The sequence below is a fragment of the Plantactinospora sp. B6F1 genome, assembly GCF_040120695.1.
Classification (GTDB): Bacteria; Actinomycetota; Actinomycetes; order Mycobacteriales; family Micromonosporaceae; genus Plantactinospora.
On record NZ_JBEEAC010000003.1, the window covers coordinates 1 to 21,253 of the forward strand.

Sequence of the window (21,253 nt, forward strand, 5' to 3'; positions counted from 1 at the left end):
ACCCTGGCAGCAGCAGCCGCCTTCGATCCTGTAGTCCTCACAAACACATGATCAACAGGCGGCTGCGTCCACGTTACACACCCCCACCACATCCCACGAGGTCAGACCGCCAATGGCGGCTGCCGTACTAGCAGCGGGACACGTTCTGAACGTGGTAGTTGTAGCCTTCACGGAGATGGATTTGATGTCCTGTCGTGGAGCAGCCGTAGTACGACACGGCCCCCGTCCCGACATTCCATATCTGACCCCGATACCCGGGACCGATGTATACGCCCCTGGTCTCGTTCCACCCGAACGCATAGTCGGAGAACATCACCCTCGGCAGGACGGCGTCGTACTTTCCCCGGTCGTAGTCGCCGTCCCAGTAACGCATCACTCCGATGCCGATAGTCGTGGCGTTGAAGACCCAGTTAGGGGCATCGAGCGTTTCGGCGGGCTTGGATGCCGAAGCCGCACCGGGGGCCAGGGCGCCGAGGCAGACCGTGGCGACTACGCAGATCGCACGCAGCAGGGTAATTCTTCGTTTGTGCATCGTGATCCTCCCGTTGATTCCGCCGGGTTGTCAGGGGCGCGGACGCCACCTGCACTGTTGGCAGCCTCGCAGAAATCCGGGGCAGGCTCATACGTCGCGGAGCGGCTTTGCCCCTACGCGGATTGCGGTACGTAGGTCTCCAAGGCTGCCCCAGCCTGTAGTCCCAGATGGCGAGCACGCCGGGGCATCAGCACCGCGTCGACCGCCTCTCGAATGCCTTGGCTGAGTGAGCCACTCTCGGCAGGCGGCTGATTGCTGAGCGCTGTCATGTGGTGCGGGTGTGATCGATGTGGAGGATGACCAACGTCGCGGCCAGCCAGTCCACCTCGCAGGCGGCGACCAGTTCTGGACGAGTCCGCGCTCCGGATCGTAGTTCCTCTATGACCACCTGCGTCGTCCAGCAGTCCGCCTTCAAGAGCAGGTCTTGGAGGACGTCCAGCCGATCAGCGAGGGTGAAGTGCGCCAGAAGCATGGTATCGAGTACAAGAATCGACCTCGGCGACATGCCAGGCTCACGGTGCAGGCTCCGGATCGTACTCCTCCGGAAGGTCGGCATCAGTGATCTGGCCATACATCAACTCGACCGCCCTTGTGCGGCTGATTCGACTGGCCCGCCACGCCTCGATAACCGCTTGTGCGTAGCTCGGCGGTACACGCACTGCGGCAAGATCGGGCTGCGGCGCCCAGCCTAAAGCCTCCATGAACTCCGCCCGGGTAGGCCGAGGGGCGCTCAAAGCGCGACGCGTCGCGGCATCGATAACCCCGGCCTGCTCAGCCTGCCGCAGAGCCAGCACCCAGGACGTGCGGTACAGGGCAGCGTTCTTGATAACCCGAGCCCGGATTGCGTTCCCAGCGCCTTGCTCTCTGGCCATCACACTGGCCGGCAGCAGCAGTTCCGCAGCAAATGCGTCGATCACCGCTTCTCGATCCGCGCGGGACGTGCTGACTCCCAGATCGCTGGAGTACTCGTCTCCAACTATCAGGTGCCCAAGTTCGTGCGCTGCAGTCGCTCGTCGGCGGCCGGGATCGCCCTGTGTGCTTACCACGGCAACGGCCAACTCTCCCTCGACGAGGGACGCGCCGTCGCCAGGCAAGTCAGTAACAAGCACCCACTGACCTGCACGCTCGCAGAGATCCATAATGCTGTCAATTGGCTCATCACCGAAGCCGGTCTGCTCCCGCAACCACTGAGCCGCCCGCCTGGCATCAGCTTCGGATGAGACTCTGCCGGGGTATCGGATCAGCGGAGGGGCCTGCAGAACGCCGATCGTTATGAGCTGCTGCACGTTGCGCAGCCACTCCACCAAAGCGATCTCCAGACGTTCGGCCGAGCGCGCTGCCTCGGTGTCCGTCTCTTTGCTCAGCATCGCTGTCCGTCGAGACAACACCGCTGGCCGTGGCTCGATCAGGTACTCCATCGAGACGCCGAGCGCGCGGGACAATCGCGATAGTTCGACCCCGTCAAGGCGCCTACTACCGGCCTCGACCTTTGCCAACATAGTTCGGTCGAGCCCGACACCGTCCGCAAGATCCTGCTGCGACATGCCTGCCGACAGTCGTGCCTGCCGCAGGTGCTCGCCGACACGACGCCAGTCCTGCTGCTCGCCAGCCATAGTGCGATAATCGCACGTCGGCGGACGAGATGGTTCGCACCCAGCAACTGGCCGGTGTACCGTCCGAAGTGGCGGCCAGGGTAGGGCCTGGATCGCCGCCACCCCAGCCCCATCTGGGAGGCCCGATGCCGCGCCCCGTTGCCGTGGACCCGCGATTCGGCGTCGAACTGCGCCGCCTCCGCCAGGAAGCTGGCCTGAGCATTCGCGAGCTGGCCGGCCCGGCACTCACCTCCCGCAGCCAGATTCACGACCTGGAGACCGGGCGCCGCCGGCCCACCGTCGAAACCGCTGCCGCGCTCGACCAGGCGCTCGACGCGCGCGGTCGACTAGCCGGGATGGTCCGGCCCGCCGGCCCACCCCCAGGGGATGCGGATCGGTTGGATTACGTGGCCGCCGCCCCCCGCCGCGTCGACGCGGCCGCCATAGACGCGCTCACTGACCTACTCGCCGCCCAGCGCCGACTGGAGGACGCCGTCGGCGCCGTTGCGGTACTTGGGCCGGTCCGGGCCCAGCTCGACCTGGTGACCGCGCTGGTCGGCGAGGCCCGGTGCGCCCTACGCCCCCGGCTGGTCGACCTGGCGAGCCAGTGGGCGCAGTTCGCCGGGTGGCTGTTCATCGCCGATGGTGCTGGCCAGCCGGCGGCCCGGTGGCTTGCTCGGGGCCTGGAGCTGGCGACCGAGGCCGATAACCCTGCGATGGTCGCGACCGTGCTGTCCTTCCGTGCCCACCTCGCCGAGGGGCAGGGCCAGATCGGCGAGATGATCGGCCTGTCACGGACTGCCGGCCGCAACCCGACCGTCTATCCGGGACTGCGGGCGTACTGTGCTGGCCAGACCGCGCGCGGCCTGGCGATGGCCGGTGTCGACGCGGCCGAGGTGCTCCCGCTGCTGGCCCGACTGCGGGACCTGGCGGCCGAGCAGTCGTCGGAAGATCTGCCGCCATCGGGCTACTGGTATACCGAGAGCTTCTTCCGGATCCAGGAGGGGATCACTCTGCGGCACCTCGCCGAGACTGACCGTCGACACGCAGACCGGGCTGCCGAACTGCTGACCGCCGGGGTCGCCGCCACTCCGGTCGAGTCGCGAGGGTCCGACTGGCACGGTCGCCAGGTCGTGCAGCTGGCTCGGGCGTTGGCGCTGGCCGGTGACGGGCCGGCTGCCGGGGATGCGCTGGATCGCGCTCGGGCGATTGCCCTCTCGACGGGGTCGCGTCCGCTGGCGGCGCAGGTTGCTGACGCTGTCCGCAGCCTGTCCGCAGGCTGACGCGCGGACGCGGACACGCTGGATCTCGCCAGGCAGGCGTCCCACTCTGATCTGAGGAACGCCGTCCGGGTCATGTGGCTCCGAGGCCCGGCCGGTGTCCTGGCCGGTCCGGGGCGCCGTCCCCCTGGACGCACCGGGCCGGCCCCGTTGATCCGCCCGCCGAGCGGCGTTCCGTGACCTGTGTTTCGGGGCGTCGTGGCGCACCTGGAGGTGATGACGTGCTGCTGACCGTACGACGCTGGATCCGGCGCCGCCGGGTCCGGGACTACCGCTGGGACGGCCGACGCTGGCTGCGGGTAGCGGGGCCGAACCGGTGACCCGGCCGCCGCATATCCCGCCGCCGGCGATCCCGGAGGTGCCGGTCGACACCCGAATACGGTTCGAGCCCGGTGAGTGGTCGCACTACCACCGGGGCGCCGACGTCGACGGGTATGTCGACATCCGGATCGTCCGGGTCGACAGGGGCATCACCCGCTCCGACGGCGGTCACCTCTGGGTGTGGGTACGCGGTCATGATCCGCTGTCCTGTCATTGGGAGAGTGTCGCGCCGCACGTGCCGTGCATGGAGTTGATGGCCCGGGTGGATGTCCTGGCCAGGTATGCCCGATGAGCCCCGGCCGGGGGACCTGTTGCGGATCGACGGTCGGGCGTCGGTGCAGTTCTCCGGGGACCGGGCGCTGGTGTTCCGGGTGGTGTCGGTGGACCCGAAACCGACGTACCACGGCTGGGTCTGGCTCTCCGGCTATGTGCTCGACGGGCGCGGCGAGGCGGTCGGCAAGCGCGAGGTGTACGTCCAACTCGCCGGGCTCCGGCGCCATACTGCTACCCGGCGTGCTGTCGGCGCACCATCTCGCTGATCCAGACGGGCGCGAACGGAGACGTGCAGCCCGGGGGAGTCGGATAGTCCTTGAGTACGCCCAGGCGCTCGCCGATGTCGATCGCGCGGGCGCGGTGCTCGGCGTGGTCGATGCCGATCTGCGCCAGGCAGTGGTTCATCGCCCACTGCAACCGGGGCGGGGCGTCCTTCATCTCCGCCTCGACGGTGTCGAGCAGTCCGGCGAGGTCCAGGCCCTCGGGCTTCTTGGCCACCCGTTCGATGGTCAGCGCCCAGCCGGCGCTCGCGACCACCGGATCCGGGTCGGCGAACCAGGCCCGGCGTAGCTCCTCGGCGTGCTGATTCTTCTTCACCACGTAGTTCACGAGCCAGTCGTGCACCTTGGGCGTGCGGGCGTCGCGCAACATCGCGTCCAACTCGTCCCGCGTGAACGCCTTCGGGCGGCAGATCAGGGTTGCCAGCAGTCTCGCCGCGGAATCACCCGTCTCCCAGAGCTGGCCGGCCAGTTCCTGCTGCGTCTTCAGCCGCTTCGCGATCGCGCGTAGCTTGCCGAGGTTCACGCCGTGATCATCGCCGTGCTTCTCGTTCACCTCGCGGATCTTCGGGTCCTCCAGCTCGGCCAGCTCGGCCAGCACCGTCTCGGTCAGCGTCGTCCCGGCCATCCCAGCCTCCTGCCTGTCCAGCGTGTCCGGGATGCAGCCTACGACGGAAGTCCCGTGCTGGTCGGCTCGATGATCCTGGACGACACCGAGGCCTTGAAAGCCTCGTCGACGTCCCACGTCCCACGTCCCACGTTCCCGGACCCGGGGGCGAGCTCCGCCCCGCCCGCCCCCGGGCGCACCCGCTACGGCAACTGGCTTAGGGACTCGATCGCCACCGCGCGGCTGGTGTTCGCGTACGACGCCGCCTCGACGGCCGCCGGGACGATCGGACCCAACTGCCAGTCACCGAGCCAGTACTGCTCCAACTGGGTCGCGGTGTGGATGCCGTAGACCTCGCAGGTGTAGGCCCGGATGACCGGAATGGCGTTCGGTTCCGGGTTGTAGTACTCGCAGGTCGGGGCGAGCTTGTCCACGATTTTCTGCAGCGCGGCCCGGTACTGGTTACGCAGGTTCGTCGTGCCGAAGCCGGCCCGGGCCCGGGCCACCATCGCGATCGGGAAGAGCGTGACGACCGCGTACCCGACGTCGTCGATCGCCGCCTTGCCGGAGACCGCGTCCAGATAGCTGCTGGCCCGTACCGCGTCGTGGGTGACGTCCTGGGCCCAGTCCTCCAACGTCTCCTCGGCGAAGTTGTTGATGTCCTCGAACTCGATGATGGCGGCGGTGGCGTCGTCGCGGATGTCGGCCACGGCGATCGCGTCGATGTGGGCGATAACCGCAGACTCGGCCTCGTTGAGCGCGTTGATGACGTCCTGGGTCATCGCCGCCAGGTCCGCAGGCGACACGTTCCCGTCCCCGACCCGCCCGAGCAGGTTGAGGGCGAGGTCGAGCATGTCGACCAGTGAGTTGTTGGTGTCGTCGGGGTCGGCGTGTGCCGGCTGGGTCGCCCCGGGCAGCATGACGGCGAGCGCGAGCGCTGTCGCGGCGAACCCCCGCAGTAGTTTGCCTTTCATCGATAGTCTCCTCTCTCCTCTGGTGCGGTGAGAGTCTCGGACCCGACTGGACCCCTACTGGAGACTCACTGGACCGGCCCGGCCGGGGCGGGCGGCGGCGGGCGGCGGACCTGGTCGCGCTCCCCCTCGGTGGCGGTGCCCGGCGGAACATGCCGAGGTGGCGTGCGGTCCAGTCCGGGTCCAGTCCCCGTCCAGTGGCCGTCACTAGCGTGCGCGTGACGCCGCCCTGGCGTCGATCAGCATCGATGTCGATGTCCGCCTTCCCGCCCTCGTGCCGGAGCGCACCGCGTCCGGTGAGGACCGGGCGGGCGTGCGTCGGCCGGGCCCTCGAAGGCGGAATGGAGCGTGGCGGAGTGGAGCGAGGCGGTATGAGGCGAGGCGGTATCAAGCGGAGACTGCTGAAAATGACCACGGCGGCGGTGGTGGCGACCGCCGTGGTGGTGCCGGGCGCGGCCAGACCGGCCCAGGCGGTGGATCCGGGCACGATCGTCGCGGTGGCCCAGTTCGCCCTACAGGCGTACGGCTATTTCAGCAGCTCGGAGAAGGGCGGGATGACGATCGAGGAGGCGACGAGCCGGATCATCGTCCAGATCAACAGCACCCGGAACACCATCATCGCCCACCTGGACGGACTGGCGACCGCCGAGGCGCGGGCCTGCGCCGAGCACCACCTGCTGGAGTTCGCCGACATCGAGGAGTTCTCGCTCAGCCTCAAGCAGCGCTGGGCGCAGGACGTCACCTCCTGCGTCACGCTGATCAACAGCCTCTGGAGCTCGGTGGCCACCCTCAGCGCCAAGAACCAGCTCGGCATCGCGCTCGGCACCGTCGGCCCGATCGCACTGGTGGCCCGGGCGCAGGCCCGGTTCAGCACCACCGAGCTGAAGACCCTGCTGATCGGCGCCTTCGAGCGGGTCCAGCAGCGGTTCACCCCGTACTGTCAGGCGACGCCGAACGTGTCGGAGGAGTACTGGCAGATGAACCCCGACCCGTCCTGGGTCTACGCCTGGTACTCCTGCAAGCCCGCTCCCGAGCCGCCGCACTGGTGGGAGAACGTGGGCGACTACAGCGTTTACGAGGTGGGGCTCTGGCACTGGGGTTCCCCGGTGAACTACCCCAACTGGCAGGCCGTCATCGACGGGTCGAAGCGGCTGTCGGCGGCCTCGGTGGCCGAGGCGGCGCTGAGCCAGCTCCGGGCGTAACCGGCATGCCGCGGCGCGGTCACCGCCCAGCGGCGGTGACCGTGCTCGGCTCACGGTTCGAGGACATGCCACTCTTCTTCGAGCAGGGCGCCGCCGGCCGGTCGGCGCGTCGGCAGAACCCGACCCGGCCGGCCCGTCCCTTGGTGCACGTCGCCGGTACTAGTCTTGGTTGTTCGGCGGCACTTAATTGTTCGGCGGCTCGGGGAGGACGGCATGCGACCGGGGTGGTATCCCGATCCCTCCGGCCGTTACCCGTTGCGCTGGTTCGACGGGACACTGTGGACGCCGCAGGCTCTCGACGGGTGGCAGCGTCCGGTCGTCGACCCGCTGCCCGCCGTGGGCGAGGCGGCCACTCTCCCGCCAGGCTCGACGCCGACACCGCCGGGCGCGTCCAGCACGCCGACACCGCCGGGCGCGTCCAGCACGCCGGCATCGTCGCCCGCGTCCAGCACGCCGGCATCGCCGGGCGCTGGGCCCGCATCGGTCGATGCGGCGCCGCCGGTGCTGCCCGTCGTGGCTGTGCCGGCGGGAGCCGGTAACACCGGACCGCCTGCGACGGGTACGCCGCCCGGGACGGTGGCCCCGGTCGACCAGGGGCGGTGGCTGTTCTGGCTGACCTGGCGCATGCTGCTGCTCGTCGTCGCTCTCGGCCTGCTGTTCATCGGCTTCGTCGTGTTGCCCTGGGGGCACATCCTCCGCCTCGGTATGCCGCCGATAACCGTCCACTACTTCGACTTCGTGGACTGGGTCGACGCGACCAACGTGCAGGCGAGCGGATGGCAGCGCGCGTACGCACAGGGAGTGGGGCTGCTGCACGCGTTCGTCGCGTTCGTCGCCACCGCCACGACGATCGCGGTGAGCCGGCCCGGCAGGCACGCACCCTGGGCCGGCCTCCTCCAGGTGCTGCTCTTCGCGTCGTTGATCGCCGTGCACTTCGGCACGCCGCACGCCGACATCGAAGACGTACACCCCGGGGGTGCCGGGCTGGCGGTCTTCGCCGGGATCTTCGCACTCTTCCTCGCCTGCCCCGGATTCGAGACCAAGCCCAAGCCGGCATCCCCGGCCCGCTAGCCGGGCCCGGGGCGCCCAGCGGCGGTGGTGGACGGGTCGCCCATCGTCCCATCCTCGGCCGGGGCGTCACCCGGCCGCGTTCCTCCGGCTATCCGGGGGTCAGGCACCAGTAGCCGTACGGGTTGCGGTAGAGGTCGTCCGGGTCGTAGCGGGCGCAGCCGCGGCTGCCGAGCACCCAGTGCGGGGCGTCGGCGGCGAGCGCGAACGTCTCACCGTCGCGGATCTGCCCGGCCCGCGGCTCGGTGAGCAGGTAGCGGGCCAGGGCGTCGAGGACGCGTACCTGCGCGTCGACCTCGGCCGGCCCGGTCGGCGGCCCGGCGCGCAGCTCGACGTCCGGGGCGCCGAGCAGGTGCATCCCGCAGCTGTACACCGCGACGCCGTCGGTGATCGGTCGCTTGACCCACGCCCGGTGCAGCACCACGGCCAGGGTCGGGTCGTCGGTCGTGGCGGCGGCCCGGTCGGCGAGGTCGAGCCAGCGGTCCCGGCCGTGTGCCAGGCCGCTGCTCTCGTTGCGTACCGCGGTGGCGCCGGCCCGGAGCAGCGCGGCGGTCAACGCCAGCATCCGCCGCGACACCTCGATCGCGGTCTGCCGGGTCGCTGGCGGCGACAGCAGGTACGCCACCGTGTCGTGTTCCCTGACCGCCCGCCGGTCGGCGTCGGTGAAACTCGGACTGCCCAGCGAGGACCGGAACGAGGCGACCATCCGCGAGTCGGGCTCCGGACGGGAGTACTCGGTGTCGAGGATGCAGTCCGGGCCGCCGATTTCGGCCGCGAGCCTGGCCACGACGTCGAGGTCGAGCCCTGCGCCGAGCACACAGAGCACGTGCTGCGGCGGCACGGATCCGGCCTCGTCGATCATGACCGGCACGCTACCAACGGGTACCGCGTCGCTGTCAATGCATAGCGCGTCGCTGTCAACGCGCCCGACGCAGCGGGCCGGCCGGACCCGGCGCCGAGTGGGCACCTGACGACAAGGGCGGTGCCCGCCGCCCCCGGACGGGGGCGGCGGGCACCGCCGCTCGGCAGTCACCGCCGGGTCAGCACCCGGCCCGGCCGCCGGTCAGATCCCGCCCAGCCGGGCGGGACACGGAATCACCGGTTCCAGGGTGAAGTCGAGCGTGCTGACCAGGCTGGCCTGGACCTGCTGCCGCTTCACCTGTGGCACCCAGCCGTCCTTGGCGACGATGACGTCGTACCTGCCCCTCGGCAGCCACCATGCGTACGCCCCCTTGTCCGTGGTGGAGAGGGTGTAGCCGGTCGACGGATCGCCGACCCGGTTGATCCGGACCGTCGCACCCAGCGGCACCTCGGCGCCGCCGCAGGTCCGGCCGATCACCGTGCCCTGGACCTTGCCCCAGGTGCCGGGTGGGGAGACGTTCATCTCCACCCCGACCACCGGGACCGGGTAGGGGCTCTCGGCCACCAGGCCGAGTTCGGCGCCGTAGGTGCCGGGCTGGGCGACCCCGGCCGCCGCGGTCGCCGTCAGAGTCACCTTGACGGTCCGGGACGCCCCGGCGGCCAGGGTGAAGCTGTCCGGCGTGGTGCTCAGCCAGGACGAGTCGCCCGCCTCCAGGCAGGCTTCCAGCCCACCCAGCCGCTCGGTCTCGGCCGACCCGACGAACGAACTCGGCGAACCACCCACCTTGTACGCGCCGCAGACCCCGGCGCCCCGGTAGCGGGCGAACTGCGCGTTCGGCAGGTTCACCCAGGCACCGGCCGCCGGGTCGTACGCCACCGTCCGGTTGGTCAGCGTGGTCGAGGCGGCGGTGGCGCCACCGGCCAGCACCAGCATCCCGCCGGCCGCCGCGTACTGCGAGCCCCAGAGGTCGAGCGGCATGTCCGGCAGCGGGTTCCAGGCGTCGGTGGCCGGGTCGTAGACGAAGCCGTTCTTGAACTCCGTCACGCCGACGCCACCGGCACAGTAGACCTTGCCACCGATGCCGCCGCAGGACATCCAGGACGAACCCTGCGGATAGTCGGCGGCGGTGTCGAACGTGTTGGTGAGCGGGTCGAAGACCGTCACGTCCGCGGTGTCGGCGGAACACTCGTTGTCGCCGCAGCCGCCGATGACGTACAGCTTGCCGCCGCTGGTCGCGAACGCCGCCGCCGCCCGGGGCGCCGGGTTGGTCACCTCGGGCAGGGTGCTCCAGGTCCGGCTCGCCGGGTCGAACACGTCGATCGTCGCCACCGGGGCCGAACCGGCACCCCAGCCGCCGACCACGTAGATCCGGCCGTTCAGCGCGGCGACCGCCGGCTTCGACCGCGCGGTCGGCATGTTCGGCAGGGCCGTCCAGACGTCGCTGGCCGGGTCGTACACCCAGGACTTGCGCTCGTTACCGGTGCCGGAACCGCCACCGATCGAGTAGACCTTGCCGTCCAGGGTCGCCGCCGAGTTGTCGAAGATCGACGCCGGGAGGTTGGCCACCCGGGTCCACGCGTCGTCGACAAGTGGCGTCGCGGCGGCGGTCCCGGTGCCGGGCCCGTACGCGGTCCCGGTGCGGCTCTGGCTCAGCCCCTTCATCTTGTACTCGACCAGCTCGGCGCCCTTCGCCGAGAGCAGGCTGAACCGGTCGCTCCGCTCCATCAACCGCACGGTGGTCGGCGCGTTGCCGGTGTTCGTCACCGTCACGTTGACGTTGCGGGTGCTGCCGTACGGCTGGTGCAGTTCCAGGTTCGTCGGGGTGACCGTCAGCCGGGCCGCCTTGAGCGCGAAGTCGGCCCGCCGGGTGGCGTCCGCCGGCACCGTCACCTGCTTGGTGATCGCCCGGTACGGCGACAGGCTGGCGGTGAACGGCTGCGCCCCGGTCAGGCTGGAGTAGAGCCAGTAGAAGCCGTCCGGGATGTTCGGGTCGTCCGGCGTCGCCACCGACACGCCCTTGTCGGCCGGTTGGTTGGCGCTGGCCACCGTGACGCCGTTCAGCGGGTCGCCGGTGTTGGAGTCCTTGGTGAAGCCGGCGACCAGTCCGCCCGGGTTCGGGGTGCAGGTCCGGTTGACGAGCTGGACGTTGTCCACCTCCCACCACCAGGCGAAGGTGCCGTTGAACCGGAACCGTACCCGGGCGTCCTCCGCGCCGGCCGCCGCGTCCAGCGGTACCTCCTCGACCCGGGGGCCGCGCCGGCTGGACGTCTGGTGCCAGACGTTGGTCCAGGTCGTACCGCCGTCGGTGGAGACGTCGACGTCGGCGGTGTCGCTGATCCCGACCGCCCGCCAGTCGCTGTTGAACCTCAGCAGCGGGGCACCCGTCGCCGAGAAGTCCAGCGGCGGGGTGATCAGATCGGTGTCCTGGGTGTTGCCGCTGCCCAGCTTGTCACTGTCGATGATCGCGAAGTTGCCGGTGCCGCCGGTCAGGTTGGTCCGGCCGCCCGGGTCGTCGAAGGCCCAGCCGCCCTTGTCGGTCCGGTTCACCACCGACCAGCCGTCCGGGGCCGACGTGCCGTCGAAGCTCTCCGTCAGCAGCGGGTCGCTGATCCCGGCCGTGTAGCCGGCGGCGGTGCAGGCCGGCAGCACGGCGGCGCTGATGTTGACCGTCTTCGAGCCGGTACCGACCGCCACCTCGGTGCTGACCGCACGGTAGCCGGGGTAGACCACCGTGGTGTCGAGCTGGTAGGTGGCGCTGGCCGGAACGGTGAACGAGTAGGCGCCGGTCACCGGGTTGGTGAAGATCGGACCGCCGGGTCGGCCGGAGACCTCGATCTTCGCGTACAGCGGCCAGCCGTGTCCGGAGCCGTCGGTGACCTTGCCGGCGACGGTGACCATCCGGGCCTTGTCGAGGGCGAAGTCCTGGGTGAGTACGTCGCCCTGGGCCACGGTCAGAGTGGCGGTGGCGGGGTTGAAGCCGTAGCCGCTGGCGGTCAGCTCGTGGGTGCCGACCGGCAGGACCAGGGCGTACCGGCCGTCCGGGTCGGTGACCGTGCCGACGGTGCCGGTGCGCACCTGGGCGCCCGCGACCGGGTCGCCGGTGGCGGCGTCGGTGACGGTGCCGGTGACCCGGCCGGTGTCGCCGCGCGGTGCCGCGGCTACCGCCTGGTACGCGTTGAGCCGGCCCTCGCCGAAGGTGTTGTTGTCGTCGACGGTGCCGCCGCAGGTGAGCGCCTCGACGTCGGTGGCGGTGTCGTCGAGCAGCCGTTCGGTCGCCGGGATGTTGCCCTTCAGCTCGGGCGCGGCAGACCAGATCAGCGCGACGGTGGCGGAGACGTGCGGCGCCGCCATCGAGGTGCCCTGGCCGATCCCGTAGCCGTTGCCGGGCACGCTGGACCGGACGTCGTGACCCGGCGCGGCGATGTTCGGCTTCACCGAGCCGTCGATGCTGGACACGCCCCGGCCGGAGAAGGAGGAGATGTTGTTGTTGATGTCGTAGGACCCGGCGGCGTAGGTCAGCGGGTAGTCGCCGGGGTTCTCGGTGGTGTTACAGCCCGGCCCGTCGTTGCCGGCGGAGAAGCTGGGGAAGATGCCGGCTGCCCGCCAGGCAACCACGGTCTGCTTGTACCACTCGTCGTTGCGGCCGCCGCCCCAGGAGTTGTTGACGATGTCCGGGCGCAGGTCGGGCCGGGGGTTCTGTCCGTTCAGGTCGGTCGGGGCGAGTACCCACTGGCCGGCGGCGAGCAGGGAGCCGTCGGAGCAAGTGTTGGTCTCGCAGCCCTTGGCGGCGATCCACCGGGCGCCGGGCGCCACGCCGATCTGGTTGCCGGCACCGTCGTCGCCGACCATCGTGCCCATGGTGTGCGTACCGTGGCCGTTGTTGTCGCAGGGCGCCGGGTTGGCGCAGACCTCGGCCGGGTCGAACCAGTTGTAGTTGTGGTCGACGCCGCTGCCGGTGTTGCCCCGGTAGGCGTTGCGCAGCGCCGGGTGGTCGAACTGGACGCCGCTGTCGATGTTGGCGACGACGATGTCCTCGCCGCGGTTGTCGAACTCGGACCAGACCCGGGGCGCCTCGATGTTGCTGATGTTCCACTCGACCGCATTGGTACCGGCGTCGGTGGTGGCGCGGAACGGCTTGGGTTTGACCAGCTCGTAGGTACGGCTCGGTTCGATGCTCCGCACGTCGTCCCGGGCCGCGATCGCGTCGAGCAGGGCGCGGTCACCCTCCACCCGCAACACGTTGGCGATCCAGTACGACCGGTACGTCGCGCCGCGCTTGTCCAGGTCGGCGCGGAGGTCGCGCTGGCTGCGCTCGGCGGTGGCGGTGAGCGTGCGGTAGACCGCGGTTGCCCGGTCGTCGACGTCGGCCAGCTTCGCCGCCGCGCTCAACTCGGCGCGCTCTCGCAGGTAGACAGTGAACGTGGTGCTGCCCTCGGCGGCGAGCTCGGAGAGCAGTTCGTGGCTCACCTCCGCCTCGGGGCCGGCCGCCGTGGCGACCGCGGGTTGTGCGGTGATCCCGAGCAGTACGGCGGCCGCGACAGCCACCCACCGCCAGCGTCTTGGTCGTTCGACCCAACTCCGTCCGGAACGGTCCGGCATGGTTCCTCCCCACTGTTCGGCGTCCCGAGCCGTCCTCGGGAGCCAGTTCCCCAGCTCCGGGTTGCCCGGTGCTGCCGCGCGCGTGGGTCGGACGTTCGCTTACAGACAGCGCCCCCCACTTTGGCTAGGGGTAATGCTCTTGCTCCGAGGGGTAGTGATCAATGCCCGATGTCGGCCAGTATCTAGGCAGTAACGAGGCGTATCTCGGTCAGGACTGGGTCGAATGACTTATATCGGTTAGCGTCGCTGTTGACTCGCCCGGTCAAACCCGTTTGGCTAGGGCCCGCAACCGACCGGGGGAGGAGTGGAGCCAGGTGGGAAGCGGAGAGGTCCCGCTCGTTGTGTGTGTGTCCACGGATGTCGCGGTACGGGAACGGGTGGTTCGACGACTGGATGACTTCGGCACGGTCGTGATCTGCTCAGACCTCTCCGAGTTGCGGGCGATGCTGTTTCCGATGGTCGGCAACGCGCCGGAATCCGATCCGGGGCCGGTGAGCCTCGGCGACCTCTCCGTCGACCCGGGCGGCCACCTGGTCACCTGGCGAGGCGAGCCACTCCCGTTGACCAGGCTGGAGCGGGAACTCCTGGCCCGGTTGGCCAGCCCGCCGCTCGGCGTGTGGACGTACGAGCGGCTGTTCGCCTCGGTCTGGGGCGGCGCCTACCTCGGCGACACGGCCATCCTGCACTCCGCGGTGAAGCGACTGCGGCGCAAGCTGCGCGCCGTCGAGGGCGGGCCGCAGGTGCAGACCGTACGCGGCGTCGGCTACCGGCTCGCCCCCGGACACTGACCCGCCGCCGCCCGGCCGGCCCGCCGGGTGCCCGTCGCCTGGCCGGGTGCCCGTCGCCTGGCCGGGTGCCCGCCGCCTGGCCGGGTGCCCGTCGCCTGGCCGGGTACCCGCAGCCGCCCGGCCTGCCGACTTGGAGTGTGGCCGGCTCGGTGCCGGCACCACCGGCTCGCCGTGCCACCATGGCGGACGTGCGCATCGACCCTCCGGCGCCGGCCTGGCCCGGCCAGCCGGCCCCGCCACCCCCGACCCGGCGGCGGCGCTGGCTGCTCGTCGCCCTGCTGGGCTGGGGTGCGCTGCTGCTGGTGCTCACCCTCGTCTCCGTGTACCGCGACGAACCGACCGTGCGAGAGCAGCGCACGATCGAGCAGGCCGGACCGGTGCTGCACCGGGCACTCGGCGAACTCGTCGCGGCGGCCGGCCCGGACGTCGCCGTCGAGATCACCGGCCGACCGGTACGTGACGAGTGTGAACTCACCGTCGTCCGGGACGGCGCGTCACTGGACGCGTCGGTCGTCGTACACGCGCCGGACGCGGACGTACCCGCGCTGTTGGACCGGATCGCCGACCGGCTGCCGGCGGCGTACCGGGCCCGGGTCCGGCACAGTGCCGACGGGAGCGTCCACGCGCTGCGCGCCGACGCGGGGGAGTTCGTGGCGATCGAGGGCGGCCGGGTCGGACCCGGAACGGTCGAGTTGACCGTCGGCACCGGTTGCCGCCCGGTCTCCGGCGAGCCGGACGACCGGGCCGTGCTGCCGCTGCCATCAGCCGACCCGGATCCGCTCCGGGTGCTCGGCGCGCTCGGCGCGGTCGAGCCGACCCCGGTCGAGCCGGTCTCCGCGCCCTGCCCGGGACAGGGCACCACCTGGACCGCACACGCCACCGGCCGGGGTGTGCCGGCCGGTCCGCCGGCCGCCGCGCTGCCCAGGCCGTCCGGCGCCGTCGTGGTCGCCGACACCACCGCGCGGTACGCGTACCGCAGCGGCCCGGTCAGCGTGGTCGTAGAAAGCGGCGACGGCCGGATCCGGGTCGCCGTCAGCAGCGGCTGCCCCCGGTGACGGCGCAGGACCCTAGTAGACCAGCGCCTGGGCGCCGTCCGCCGTCGCCTCCTCGACGAAGACCGCCGCCCCGGCGACGCGTACCCCGGGCAGCACGTCGGACTCGCCGATCTCCCGGCGGGCGGCACACTGGGTGCAGACGGTGACCCGGCCGCCGCTCAGGATCACGTGCAGCAGCTCGGCCAGCGGCGCGGAGTGCGGCAACTCGAACTCCTCGGCCCGGCCGGGCAACGCGAACCAGCTCGACTCACCGGTCAGCCAGAGCGACACGTCGACGCCGGAGGCGACCGCGGTGGCGGCGACGGTGAACGCCTGCGCGCAGCGTTCGGGCGAGTCTGAACCGGCGGTGGCCTTGACGACCAGGGTACGAGCCATGCCGCCAGCATAGGATCTACCCGTCATGGTTACCGAGATTGGGTTCGTCAGCCTGCTCGTCGCGGGCCTCGGCGCGCTCGCCGGTTACCTGGTGTATCTGGCAGTAAGAATCTCAAGAGGTCGCTGGTGAGTGCGAGGAGTGAGCCGGTTTTGCGAGCCCCGCAGTCACGAACGAAGGCGTGTCGGTGAGTGCGAGGAGTGAGCCGGTCTTGCGAGCCCCGCAGTCACGAACGGAAGGCGTGTCGGTGAGTGCGAGGAGTGAGCCGGTTTTGCGAGCCCCGCAGTCACGAACGGAAAGGAAGCTGTGAGCGACAACCCGATTGAGCCGCCACCCTGGCTGAACGCGCCGCCGGTCGACCCGTACCCGTACGAGGAGACGTACGACCTGCGCAAGGGGCCGGACCTGCACCCGGCGCTGCTCGGCCTGCTGCCGTACGTCGGGCTCTGGCGGGGACGGGGGCGGGGCGGGTTCCCCAGCATCGAGGACTTCGACTACGCCCAGGAGATCCGGATCACCCACGACGGGCGGCCGTTCCTCTACTACGAGTCGCGGGCCTGGATCCTGGACGAGCAGAGCCGGCCGGTCCGACCGGCCGGTCGTGAGGTCGGCTGGTGGCGGGCGGTATTCGACGACGACGGCAGGGGCACCGACGAGCTGGAGGTCATGCTCAGTACCCCGACCGGGGTGATGGAGCTCTACCTCGGCAAGGTCACCGGCACCCGGGTCGAGATCGCCACCGACGCGGTGCTGCGTACCTCGACCGCCAAGGAGGTCACCGCCGGTCACCGGCTCTTCGGCATCGTCGAGGGGGCGCTGCTCTACGCCCAGGAGATGGCCGCGGTCGGGCATCCGCTCTCCCCGCACCTCTCCGCCCGCCTGATCCGGGTCGGCGGCTGAGATGTTAGGAAGGGCCCCCCTTCCTAACGCTCGAAGCTGCTAACGCTCGAAGCCGAGCAGGTCGGCGAGGGCGGCGGTGTGCGGCGAGGGGGGCAGCGGCACTCCGTCCAGTTGGCGGACCTCGGCGAGGCCGCGTACCGACGAGGTGAACCAGACCCCGTCGGTCGCGCGCAGCTCGGCGGGGGTGACCATGCGGTGGGCGGCCGTCAAGGCCAGCTCGTGGGCCTGCCGGAGCAGCCAGTCGGCGGTCACCCCGGGCAGGATTCCGGTCCGCTCCGCCGGTACGGCGCACAGCTCGCCGCCGGTCAGCCAGACCAGGTTGGCGCTCGGCCCCTCCAGGGCGTACCCGTCGGTCGAGGTCCAGAGCACGTCGTCGACGCCGTTGGCGGCGGCCCAGCGCCGGGCGGCCTCGCTCAGCCCGTACGACGTGGTCTTCAGCCCGGCGAGCAGCCACGGCCGGCCGGCGCGGGCGTCGGCGGCGACCCCGAGCGGCAGGGTCGCGACCCGGATGCCGTCCCGTCGGGCCCGCCGGGACACCTCCGGCACCCGGGAGAGGGTGGCGTAGACGGTCGGTCCGGTGCCGCCCTCGGGCCCCCGGGTGCAGATCAGCCGCAGGGCGCCCTCGGTCTGGACCGGCCAGCCGGCGCAGGCGGTGTCGAGCAGGGCGTGCAACTCGTCGGGGTGGGGCAGCGGCAGCTCCAGCACCGCTGCCGATCGGGCCAGCCGGGCCAGGTGCTCCCGGGCCAGCCAGGGGCGGCCGGCCCGGACGTGCATCGTCTCGAAGAGCCCGTCACCCCGGAGTACGCCCCGGTCGTCGGCCCGGACCACCGGCTCGTCGGCGGGCACCACGCCCCGGCCCAGTACGGCGACGACCGGCTGCTCGCTGGACATTCCGCCGAGGGTAGCCGCCGAGGAGCCGGCCGTCGCGGCGGCGCACTATGCTTTGTCGGTGTCGGAATCGTCACTTGCGGAGATGCTGCGTTCCCGCGGACTGCGGTTGACGGCGCAGCGGCAGTTGGTCCTCGAGGCCGTCATGACACTCGGGCACGCCACCCCCGAGCAGGTGCACTCGGCGGTCCGGGAGGTCGCCGCCGGAGTGAACATCACCACGATCTACCGGACCTTGGAATTACTCGAACGCCTCGGGCTTGTTACCCATACACACCTGTCCCACGGGTCGCCGACGTACCACGCCGCGGGTGAGGACACCCACGTGCACCTGGTGTGCCGGACCTGCGGGGCGGTGGACGAGGTCGATCCGGAGATGTTCGGGCCGCTGGCCGAGAAGCTGGCGGCGGAACGAGGATTCCAGGTCGACATCGGGCACGTGGCGCTCTTCGGGGTCTGCGGACGGTGCGACTGCGAGGAGCGGCGAGAGTGACCGACCGCGAGGAGCGGGAGGGTGACCGACTGCGAGGAGCGGCGAGATGATCGACATCGCGGGTGCGGTGGCTGCCGAGGCGATCGACGAGCAGACCAGGGACCAGCCGGAGCCGGAGCACGCGGCGGCCGGGGTACGCCCGGTGGCCGCCCACTACGGCGACCCGATCCGCGAGCAGCGGCTGCTCGCCACCGACGTCGGCCTGGTCGACCGGTCTCACCGGGGGGTGGTGGCCGTCCCCGGGGCCGAGCGGACGAGCTGGCTGCACACCCTGACCAGCCAGCATCTCGGCTCGCTCGCCGCCGGGCAGGGCACCGAGCTGCTGGTCCTCTCCCCGCACGGGCACGTCGAGCAGCACGCCATGGTCGCCGAGGACGGCGAGACCACCTGGCTGGACACCGAGCCGGGCGACACCGGCGGCCTGCTGGGCTACCTGGAGAAGATGCGCTTCTTCACCCCGGTCGATCCCCGGGACGCCACCGCCGACTGGGCACTGCTCTCGCTGGTCGGCCCGCGCGCCACCGAGGCGGTCGGCACGCTCGGCGTCACCGGGCTGGCCGAACCGGATCTGCTCGGGGTGCCGGGCCCGAAGTTCGCCGCCGGCTCCGTGCCGCCCCGGCCGACCATCGTGTACGACGTGCGCGCGCTGCCCGGTGGCGGCTGGGCGCGCCGGGTCCGGCTCGGGGTCGACCTGCTGGTGCCCCGGGCGAGCATGTCGGAGGTGGTCGGCACGCTGACCGCCGCCGGCACACCGGTCGCCGGGGTGTGGGCGTACGAGGCGGTGCGAGTGGCGCAGCGGCTGCCCCGGGTCGGTTTCGAGACCGACCACCGGACGATCCCGGCCGAGGTGGGGCTGATGGCTCCGGCCGTACACCTGGACAAGGGCTGTTACCGGGGGCAGGAGACGGTGGCCCGGGTGCACAATCTCGGCCGTCCGCCGCGCCGGCTGGTGCTGCTGCACCTCGACGGGGTGACCACCGACCAGCTTCCGGCGGTCGGCGCCCCGGTGACCGTCGACGGGCGCACGGTCGGCTTCGTCGGTACGGCGGTCCGGCACCACGAACTGGGCCCGGTCGCGCTGGCGGTGCTGAAGCGGTCGGTACCGGACGACGCGGCGCTGCTGGTCGAGGGCCAGGCCGCCGCGATCGACCCGGAGTAGCCGCCGGGCAGCGAGCGCTGCTGGCGGTCCGCCGGCCGAGGCGCTGGCCTGGTGGCGGTCCGCCGGCCGGGGCGCTGGTGGCGGTCCCCGGGCGGGGCCTCGTAGGATCCCGGCATGACGGGCACCTTGATCACGGTGGCGCCGACCGGGGCCGAGTCGGCGAAGGCGGAGGTGCCGGCGCTGCCGGTCACCCTCGACGAGTTGGTGGTCACCGCGAAGGAGTGCGAGGCGCTCGGCGCCGCGGTGATCCACGTCCACATCCGGGACGACGATGCCCGGCCCACCCTCGATCCGGGCCGGCTGCGGGAGACCGTGGCCGCGCTGCGGGAGAGCAGCGACCTGATCGTGCAGCTCTCCACCGGAGGCGCGGTGATCGATCCGGAGGCGGACCGGCTGGCCGTGCTCGACGCCGACCCGGAGATGGCCTCCTGCACCATGGGTACGGTCAACTTCGGCGACGACGTCTTCCTCAACCGCTGGCAGTTCATCGTCGAGCTGCACACCCGGATGCAGGACCGGGGCGTCGTGCCAGAGTACGAGATCTTCGACCTCGGTCACCTGGCCGCGCTGCGCCGGCTGCTCGACCGGTACGGACTGCCGGCTGGCGGGCACGTGCACGTCGACTTCGTGATGGGGGTGCCCGGCGGCATGCCGGGCAGCACCGAGGCGCTGGTCGCCTGTGCCCAGGCGCTGCGCGACCTACCGGACGGGACGACGTTCTCGGCGACCGGCATCGGCCGGAGCACCATCCCGGTGATGCTCGCCTCGGTGTCGGCCGGCGGGCACCTGCGGGTCGGCATGGAGGACACGATCACGTACGCCAAGGGGCGCCCGGTGGAGTCCAACATGCAACTGGTGGCTCGGGCGGTCGGGCTGGCCCAGCTCGCCCAGCGCCCGCCGCTGAACCCGGCACAGGCGCGGGAGCTGTTGGGACTCGCGGCACAGCGCTGAGGGGTGCCGGCGCGGCGGGTTCGTCCAGTGGGTACCGTCCGCGATCATGGGCGAGATCTACGGCGGCGGCGTACCGCTGGTGGAGGCGGTCCGGTCGGGCTTCGTGGAGTCCGTGCACCGGGGTTCGGTGGTGGTGCTGGACGCGTCCGGCGCGGTACTGGCCGAGGCCGGTGACGTCCGCGCACCGGTCTTCCCCCGGTCGTCCAACAAGCCGTTGCAGGCGGTCGGGATGCTCCGGGCCGGGCTGCCGCTGACCGGTGCCGACCTGGCCGTCGCCTGCGCCAGTCACCACGGCGAGGACTCGCACGTGGACCGGGTCGGTGCGCTGCTGCGGCGGACCGGGTTGGACGTCTCGGCGCTGCGCTGCCCGCCGGATCTGCCGCTGTCGGAGCCGGCCCGGGCCGCCGTGTTGCGGGCCGGCGGTGGACCGTCCCGGCTCCGGATGAACTGCTCCGGCAAGCATGTCGGGATGCTGCTCGCCTGTCAGGCAGCCGGTTGGCCGGTCGCGGAGTACTGGCTTCCCGAGCACCCGCTCCAGCAGGGGATCGCCGCCGCGGTCGAGGAGTTCACCGGCGAGCCGGTGGCGGCGGTCGGGATCGACGGCTGTGGTGCGCCGCTGCTCGCCGTCTCGCTGACCGGACTCGCCCGGGCGTACCTGCGGCTGGTCTCGGCCGCGCAGGGCTCGGCGGCCCGGACGGTTGCCGACGCGATGCGGGGGTACCCGGAGATGGTCGCCGGCACCGACGTCGAGGCGTACGACACCCGGCTGATGACCGGGATTCCGGGGCTGCTCGCCAAGAGCGGTGCGGAGGGGGTGGTCGCGGTGGCGGTGCCCGGGGTCGGTGCGGTGGCGGTCAAGATCGACGACGGTGCGGCGCGCGGCCGGATGCCGGTGCTGGTCTCGGCGTTGCGCCGGCTGTCGGTGGCCGCCCCGATCCTCGACGAGCTGGCCGAGGCGCCGCTGTACGGCGGCGGCGAGGTGGTCGGCACGGTACGCGCCCGATGGTGACCTGACCGGGTGAGACGCCGGTAACTATTGCTAGCTTTCGCAAGCGTTTTGC

The 21,253-nt window shown here is 71.3% G+C and carries 22 protein-coding genes; 13 read left to right on the plus strand and 9 right to left on the minus strand.

The annotated features are described in order from the left end of the window. Positions 1–127: 127 nt before the first annotated feature. From ABNF97_RS05590 to ABNF97_RS05600, 3 genes are all read right to left on the minus strand, one after another. Positions 128–532 (minus strand): hypothetical protein, encoded by a 405-nt coding sequence (locus ABNF97_RS05590; protein WP_130465228.1) that lies wholly within the window; start codon positions 530–532, stop codon positions 128–130. 265 nt (positions 533–797) lie between these two features. Beyond that, positions 798–1,004, minus strand: coding sequence for a hypothetical protein (locus ABNF97_RS05595; protein ID WP_130465227.1), 207 nt, complete (start codon positions 1,002–1,004; stop codon positions 798–800). A 40-nt stretch (positions 1,005–1,044) separates the two neighbouring features. Then, entirely contained in the window at positions 1,045–2,145 is a 1,101-nt protein-coding gene (locus ABNF97_RS05600; RefSeq protein ID WP_130465226.1) for a helix-turn-helix domain-containing protein, read from the minus strand. Positions 2,146–2,270: 125 nt separating this feature from the next. Between ABNF97_RS05600 and ABNF97_RS05605 the strand changes: the two genes are divergently transcribed. From ABNF97_RS05605 to ABNF97_RS05615, 3 genes are all read left to right on the plus strand, one after another. Beyond that, positions 2,271–3,407 carry an NsdA family TPR-like regulatory protein gene (locus ABNF97_RS05605; protein ID WP_130465225.1) on the plus strand — a complete coding sequence of 379 codons (1,137 nt, stop codon included), beginning with the start codon at positions 2,271–2,273 and terminating at the stop codon, positions 3,405–3,407. A gap of 313 nt (positions 3,408–3,720) precedes the next feature. Next, entirely contained in the window at positions 3,721–4,017 is a 297-nt protein-coding gene (locus tag ABNF97_RS05610; RefSeq protein WP_130465224.1) for a hypothetical protein, read from the plus strand. Further along, positions 4,007–4,264 (plus strand): hypothetical protein, encoded by a 258-nt coding sequence (locus ABNF97_RS05615; protein WP_130465223.1) that lies wholly within the window; start codon positions 4,007–4,009, stop codon positions 4,262–4,264. Before ABNF97_RS05610 ends, ABNF97_RS05615 begins: the two co-directional genes overlap by 11 nt. On the opposite strand, the gene ABNF97_RS05620 is transcribed toward ABNF97_RS05615, so the two are convergent. Beyond that, complete coding sequence (locus ABNF97_RS05620; protein WP_130465222.1) at positions 4,230–4,904, minus strand: DNA alkylation repair protein; 675 nt, start codon at positions 4,902–4,904, stop codon at positions 4,230–4,232. The genes ABNF97_RS05615 and ABNF97_RS05620 overlap by 35 nt on opposite strands. A 182-nt stretch (positions 4,905–5,086) precedes the next feature. Continuing rightward, positions 5,087–5,857, minus strand: coding sequence for a hypothetical protein (locus ABNF97_RS05625; protein WP_130465221.1), 771 nt, complete (start codon positions 5,855–5,857; stop codon positions 5,087–5,089). 404 nt (positions 5,858–6,261) lie between these two features. Here ABNF97_RS05625 and ABNF97_RS05630 point away from each other — a divergent pair, with 404 nt between their 5' ends. Both ABNF97_RS05630 and ABNF97_RS05635 read left to right on the plus strand, forming a co-directional pair. Continuing rightward, positions 6,262–7,056: a hypothetical protein gene (locus ABNF97_RS05630; RefSeq protein ID WP_130465220.1), complete on the plus strand. Its 795-nt coding sequence runs from the start codon at positions 6,262–6,264 to the stop codon at positions 7,054–7,056. A 213-nt stretch (positions 7,057–7,269) separates the two neighbouring features. Continuing rightward, a complete protein-coding gene (locus tag ABNF97_RS05635; protein WP_349337861.1) occupies positions 7,270–8,127 on the plus strand; it encodes a DUF2510 domain-containing protein in 858 nt (285 codons plus the stop codon). Positions 8,128–8,215: 88 nt separating this feature from the next. On the opposite strand, the gene ABNF97_RS05640 is transcribed toward ABNF97_RS05635, so the two are convergent. Together ABNF97_RS05640 and ABNF97_RS05645 are read right to left on the minus strand one after the other, a co-directional pair. After that, positions 8,216–8,986, minus strand: coding sequence for a hypothetical protein (locus ABNF97_RS05640; RefSeq protein WP_130465218.1), 771 nt, complete (start codon positions 8,984–8,986; stop codon positions 8,216–8,218). A 201-nt stretch (positions 8,987–9,187) separates the two neighbouring features. Then, entirely contained in the window at positions 9,188–13,585 is a 4,398-nt protein-coding gene (locus tag ABNF97_RS05645; RefSeq protein ID WP_130465217.1) for a S8 family serine peptidase, read from the minus strand. A gap of 347 nt (positions 13,586–13,932) precedes the next feature. Here ABNF97_RS05645 and ABNF97_RS05650 point away from each other — a divergent pair, with 347 nt between their 5' ends. Further along, positions 13,933–14,373, plus strand: coding sequence for a winged helix-turn-helix domain-containing protein (locus tag ABNF97_RS05650; RefSeq protein WP_486484868.1), 441 nt, complete (start codon positions 13,933–13,935; stop codon positions 14,371–14,373). A 188-nt stretch (positions 14,374–14,561) separates the two neighbouring features. Then, entirely contained in the window at positions 14,562–15,428 is an 867-nt protein-coding gene (locus tag ABNF97_RS05655; protein ID WP_349337863.1) for a hypothetical protein, read from the plus strand. A 12-nt stretch (positions 15,429–15,440) separates the two neighbouring features. Here the strand turns inward: ABNF97_RS05655 and ABNF97_RS05660 are convergent, their stop codons facing one another. Next, complete coding sequence (locus tag ABNF97_RS05660) at positions 15,441–15,803, minus strand: DsrE family protein (RefSeq protein ID WP_130465214.1); 363 nt, start codon at positions 15,801–15,803, stop codon at positions 15,441–15,443. Positions 15,804–15,828: 25 nt separating this feature from the next. Here ABNF97_RS05660 and mtfM point away from each other — a divergent pair, with 25 nt between their 5' ends. Together mtfM and ABNF97_RS05670 are read left to right on the plus strand one after the other, a co-directional pair. Further along, complete coding sequence (gene mtfM / locus ABNF97_RS05665) at positions 15,829–15,933, plus strand: small membrane protein MtfM (protein ID WP_349337864.1); 105 nt, start codon at positions 15,829–15,831, stop codon at positions 15,931–15,933. 174 nt (positions 15,934–16,107) lie between these two features. Then, entirely contained in the window at positions 16,108–16,701 is a 594-nt protein-coding gene (locus ABNF97_RS05670) for a heme-binding beta-barrel domain-containing protein (RefSeq protein ID WP_349337865.1), read from the plus strand. 39 nt (positions 16,702–16,740) lie between these two features. Here the strand turns inward: ABNF97_RS05670 and ABNF97_RS05675 are convergent, their stop codons facing one another. Next, positions 16,741–17,592 (minus strand): aminotransferase class IV, encoded by an 852-nt coding sequence (locus ABNF97_RS05675; RefSeq protein ID WP_130465212.1) that lies wholly within the window; start codon positions 17,590–17,592, stop codon positions 16,741–16,743. A gap of 58 nt (positions 17,593–17,650) precedes the next feature. On the opposite strand from ABNF97_RS05675, the gene ABNF97_RS05680 reads away from it, so the two are divergent. The 4 genes from ABNF97_RS05680 to ABNF97_RS05695 all read left to right on the plus strand — a co-directional run bounded on the left by ABNF97_RS05680 (position 17,651) and on the right by ABNF97_RS05695 (position 21,201). Further along, the gene (locus tag ABNF97_RS05680; protein WP_165436881.1) at positions 17,651–18,082 is read left to right on the plus strand and encodes a transcriptional repressor; all 432 of its coding nucleotides are present in this window, start codon (positions 17,651–17,653) and stop codon (positions 18,080–18,082) included. Positions 18,083–18,128: 46 nt separating this feature from the next. Further along, positions 18,129–19,241: a CAF17-like 4Fe-4S cluster assembly/insertion protein YgfZ gene (gene ygfZ, locus ABNF97_RS05685; RefSeq protein ID WP_130465211.1), complete on the plus strand. Its 1,113-nt coding sequence runs from the start codon at positions 18,129–18,131 to the stop codon at positions 19,239–19,241. A 114-nt stretch (positions 19,242–19,355) separates the two neighbouring features. Continuing rightward, a complete protein-coding gene (locus ABNF97_RS05690; protein ID WP_349337866.1) occupies positions 19,356–20,192 on the plus strand; it encodes a beta-keto acid cleavage family enzyme in 837 nt (278 codons plus the stop codon). Positions 20,193–20,238: 46 nt separating this feature from the next. After that, positions 20,239–21,201 carry an asparaginase gene (locus ABNF97_RS05695; protein WP_349337867.1) on the plus strand — a complete coding sequence of 321 codons (963 nt, stop codon included), beginning with the start codon at positions 20,239–20,241 and terminating at the stop codon, positions 21,199–21,201. The last annotated feature ends 52 nt before the right edge of the window (positions 21,202–21,253 follow it).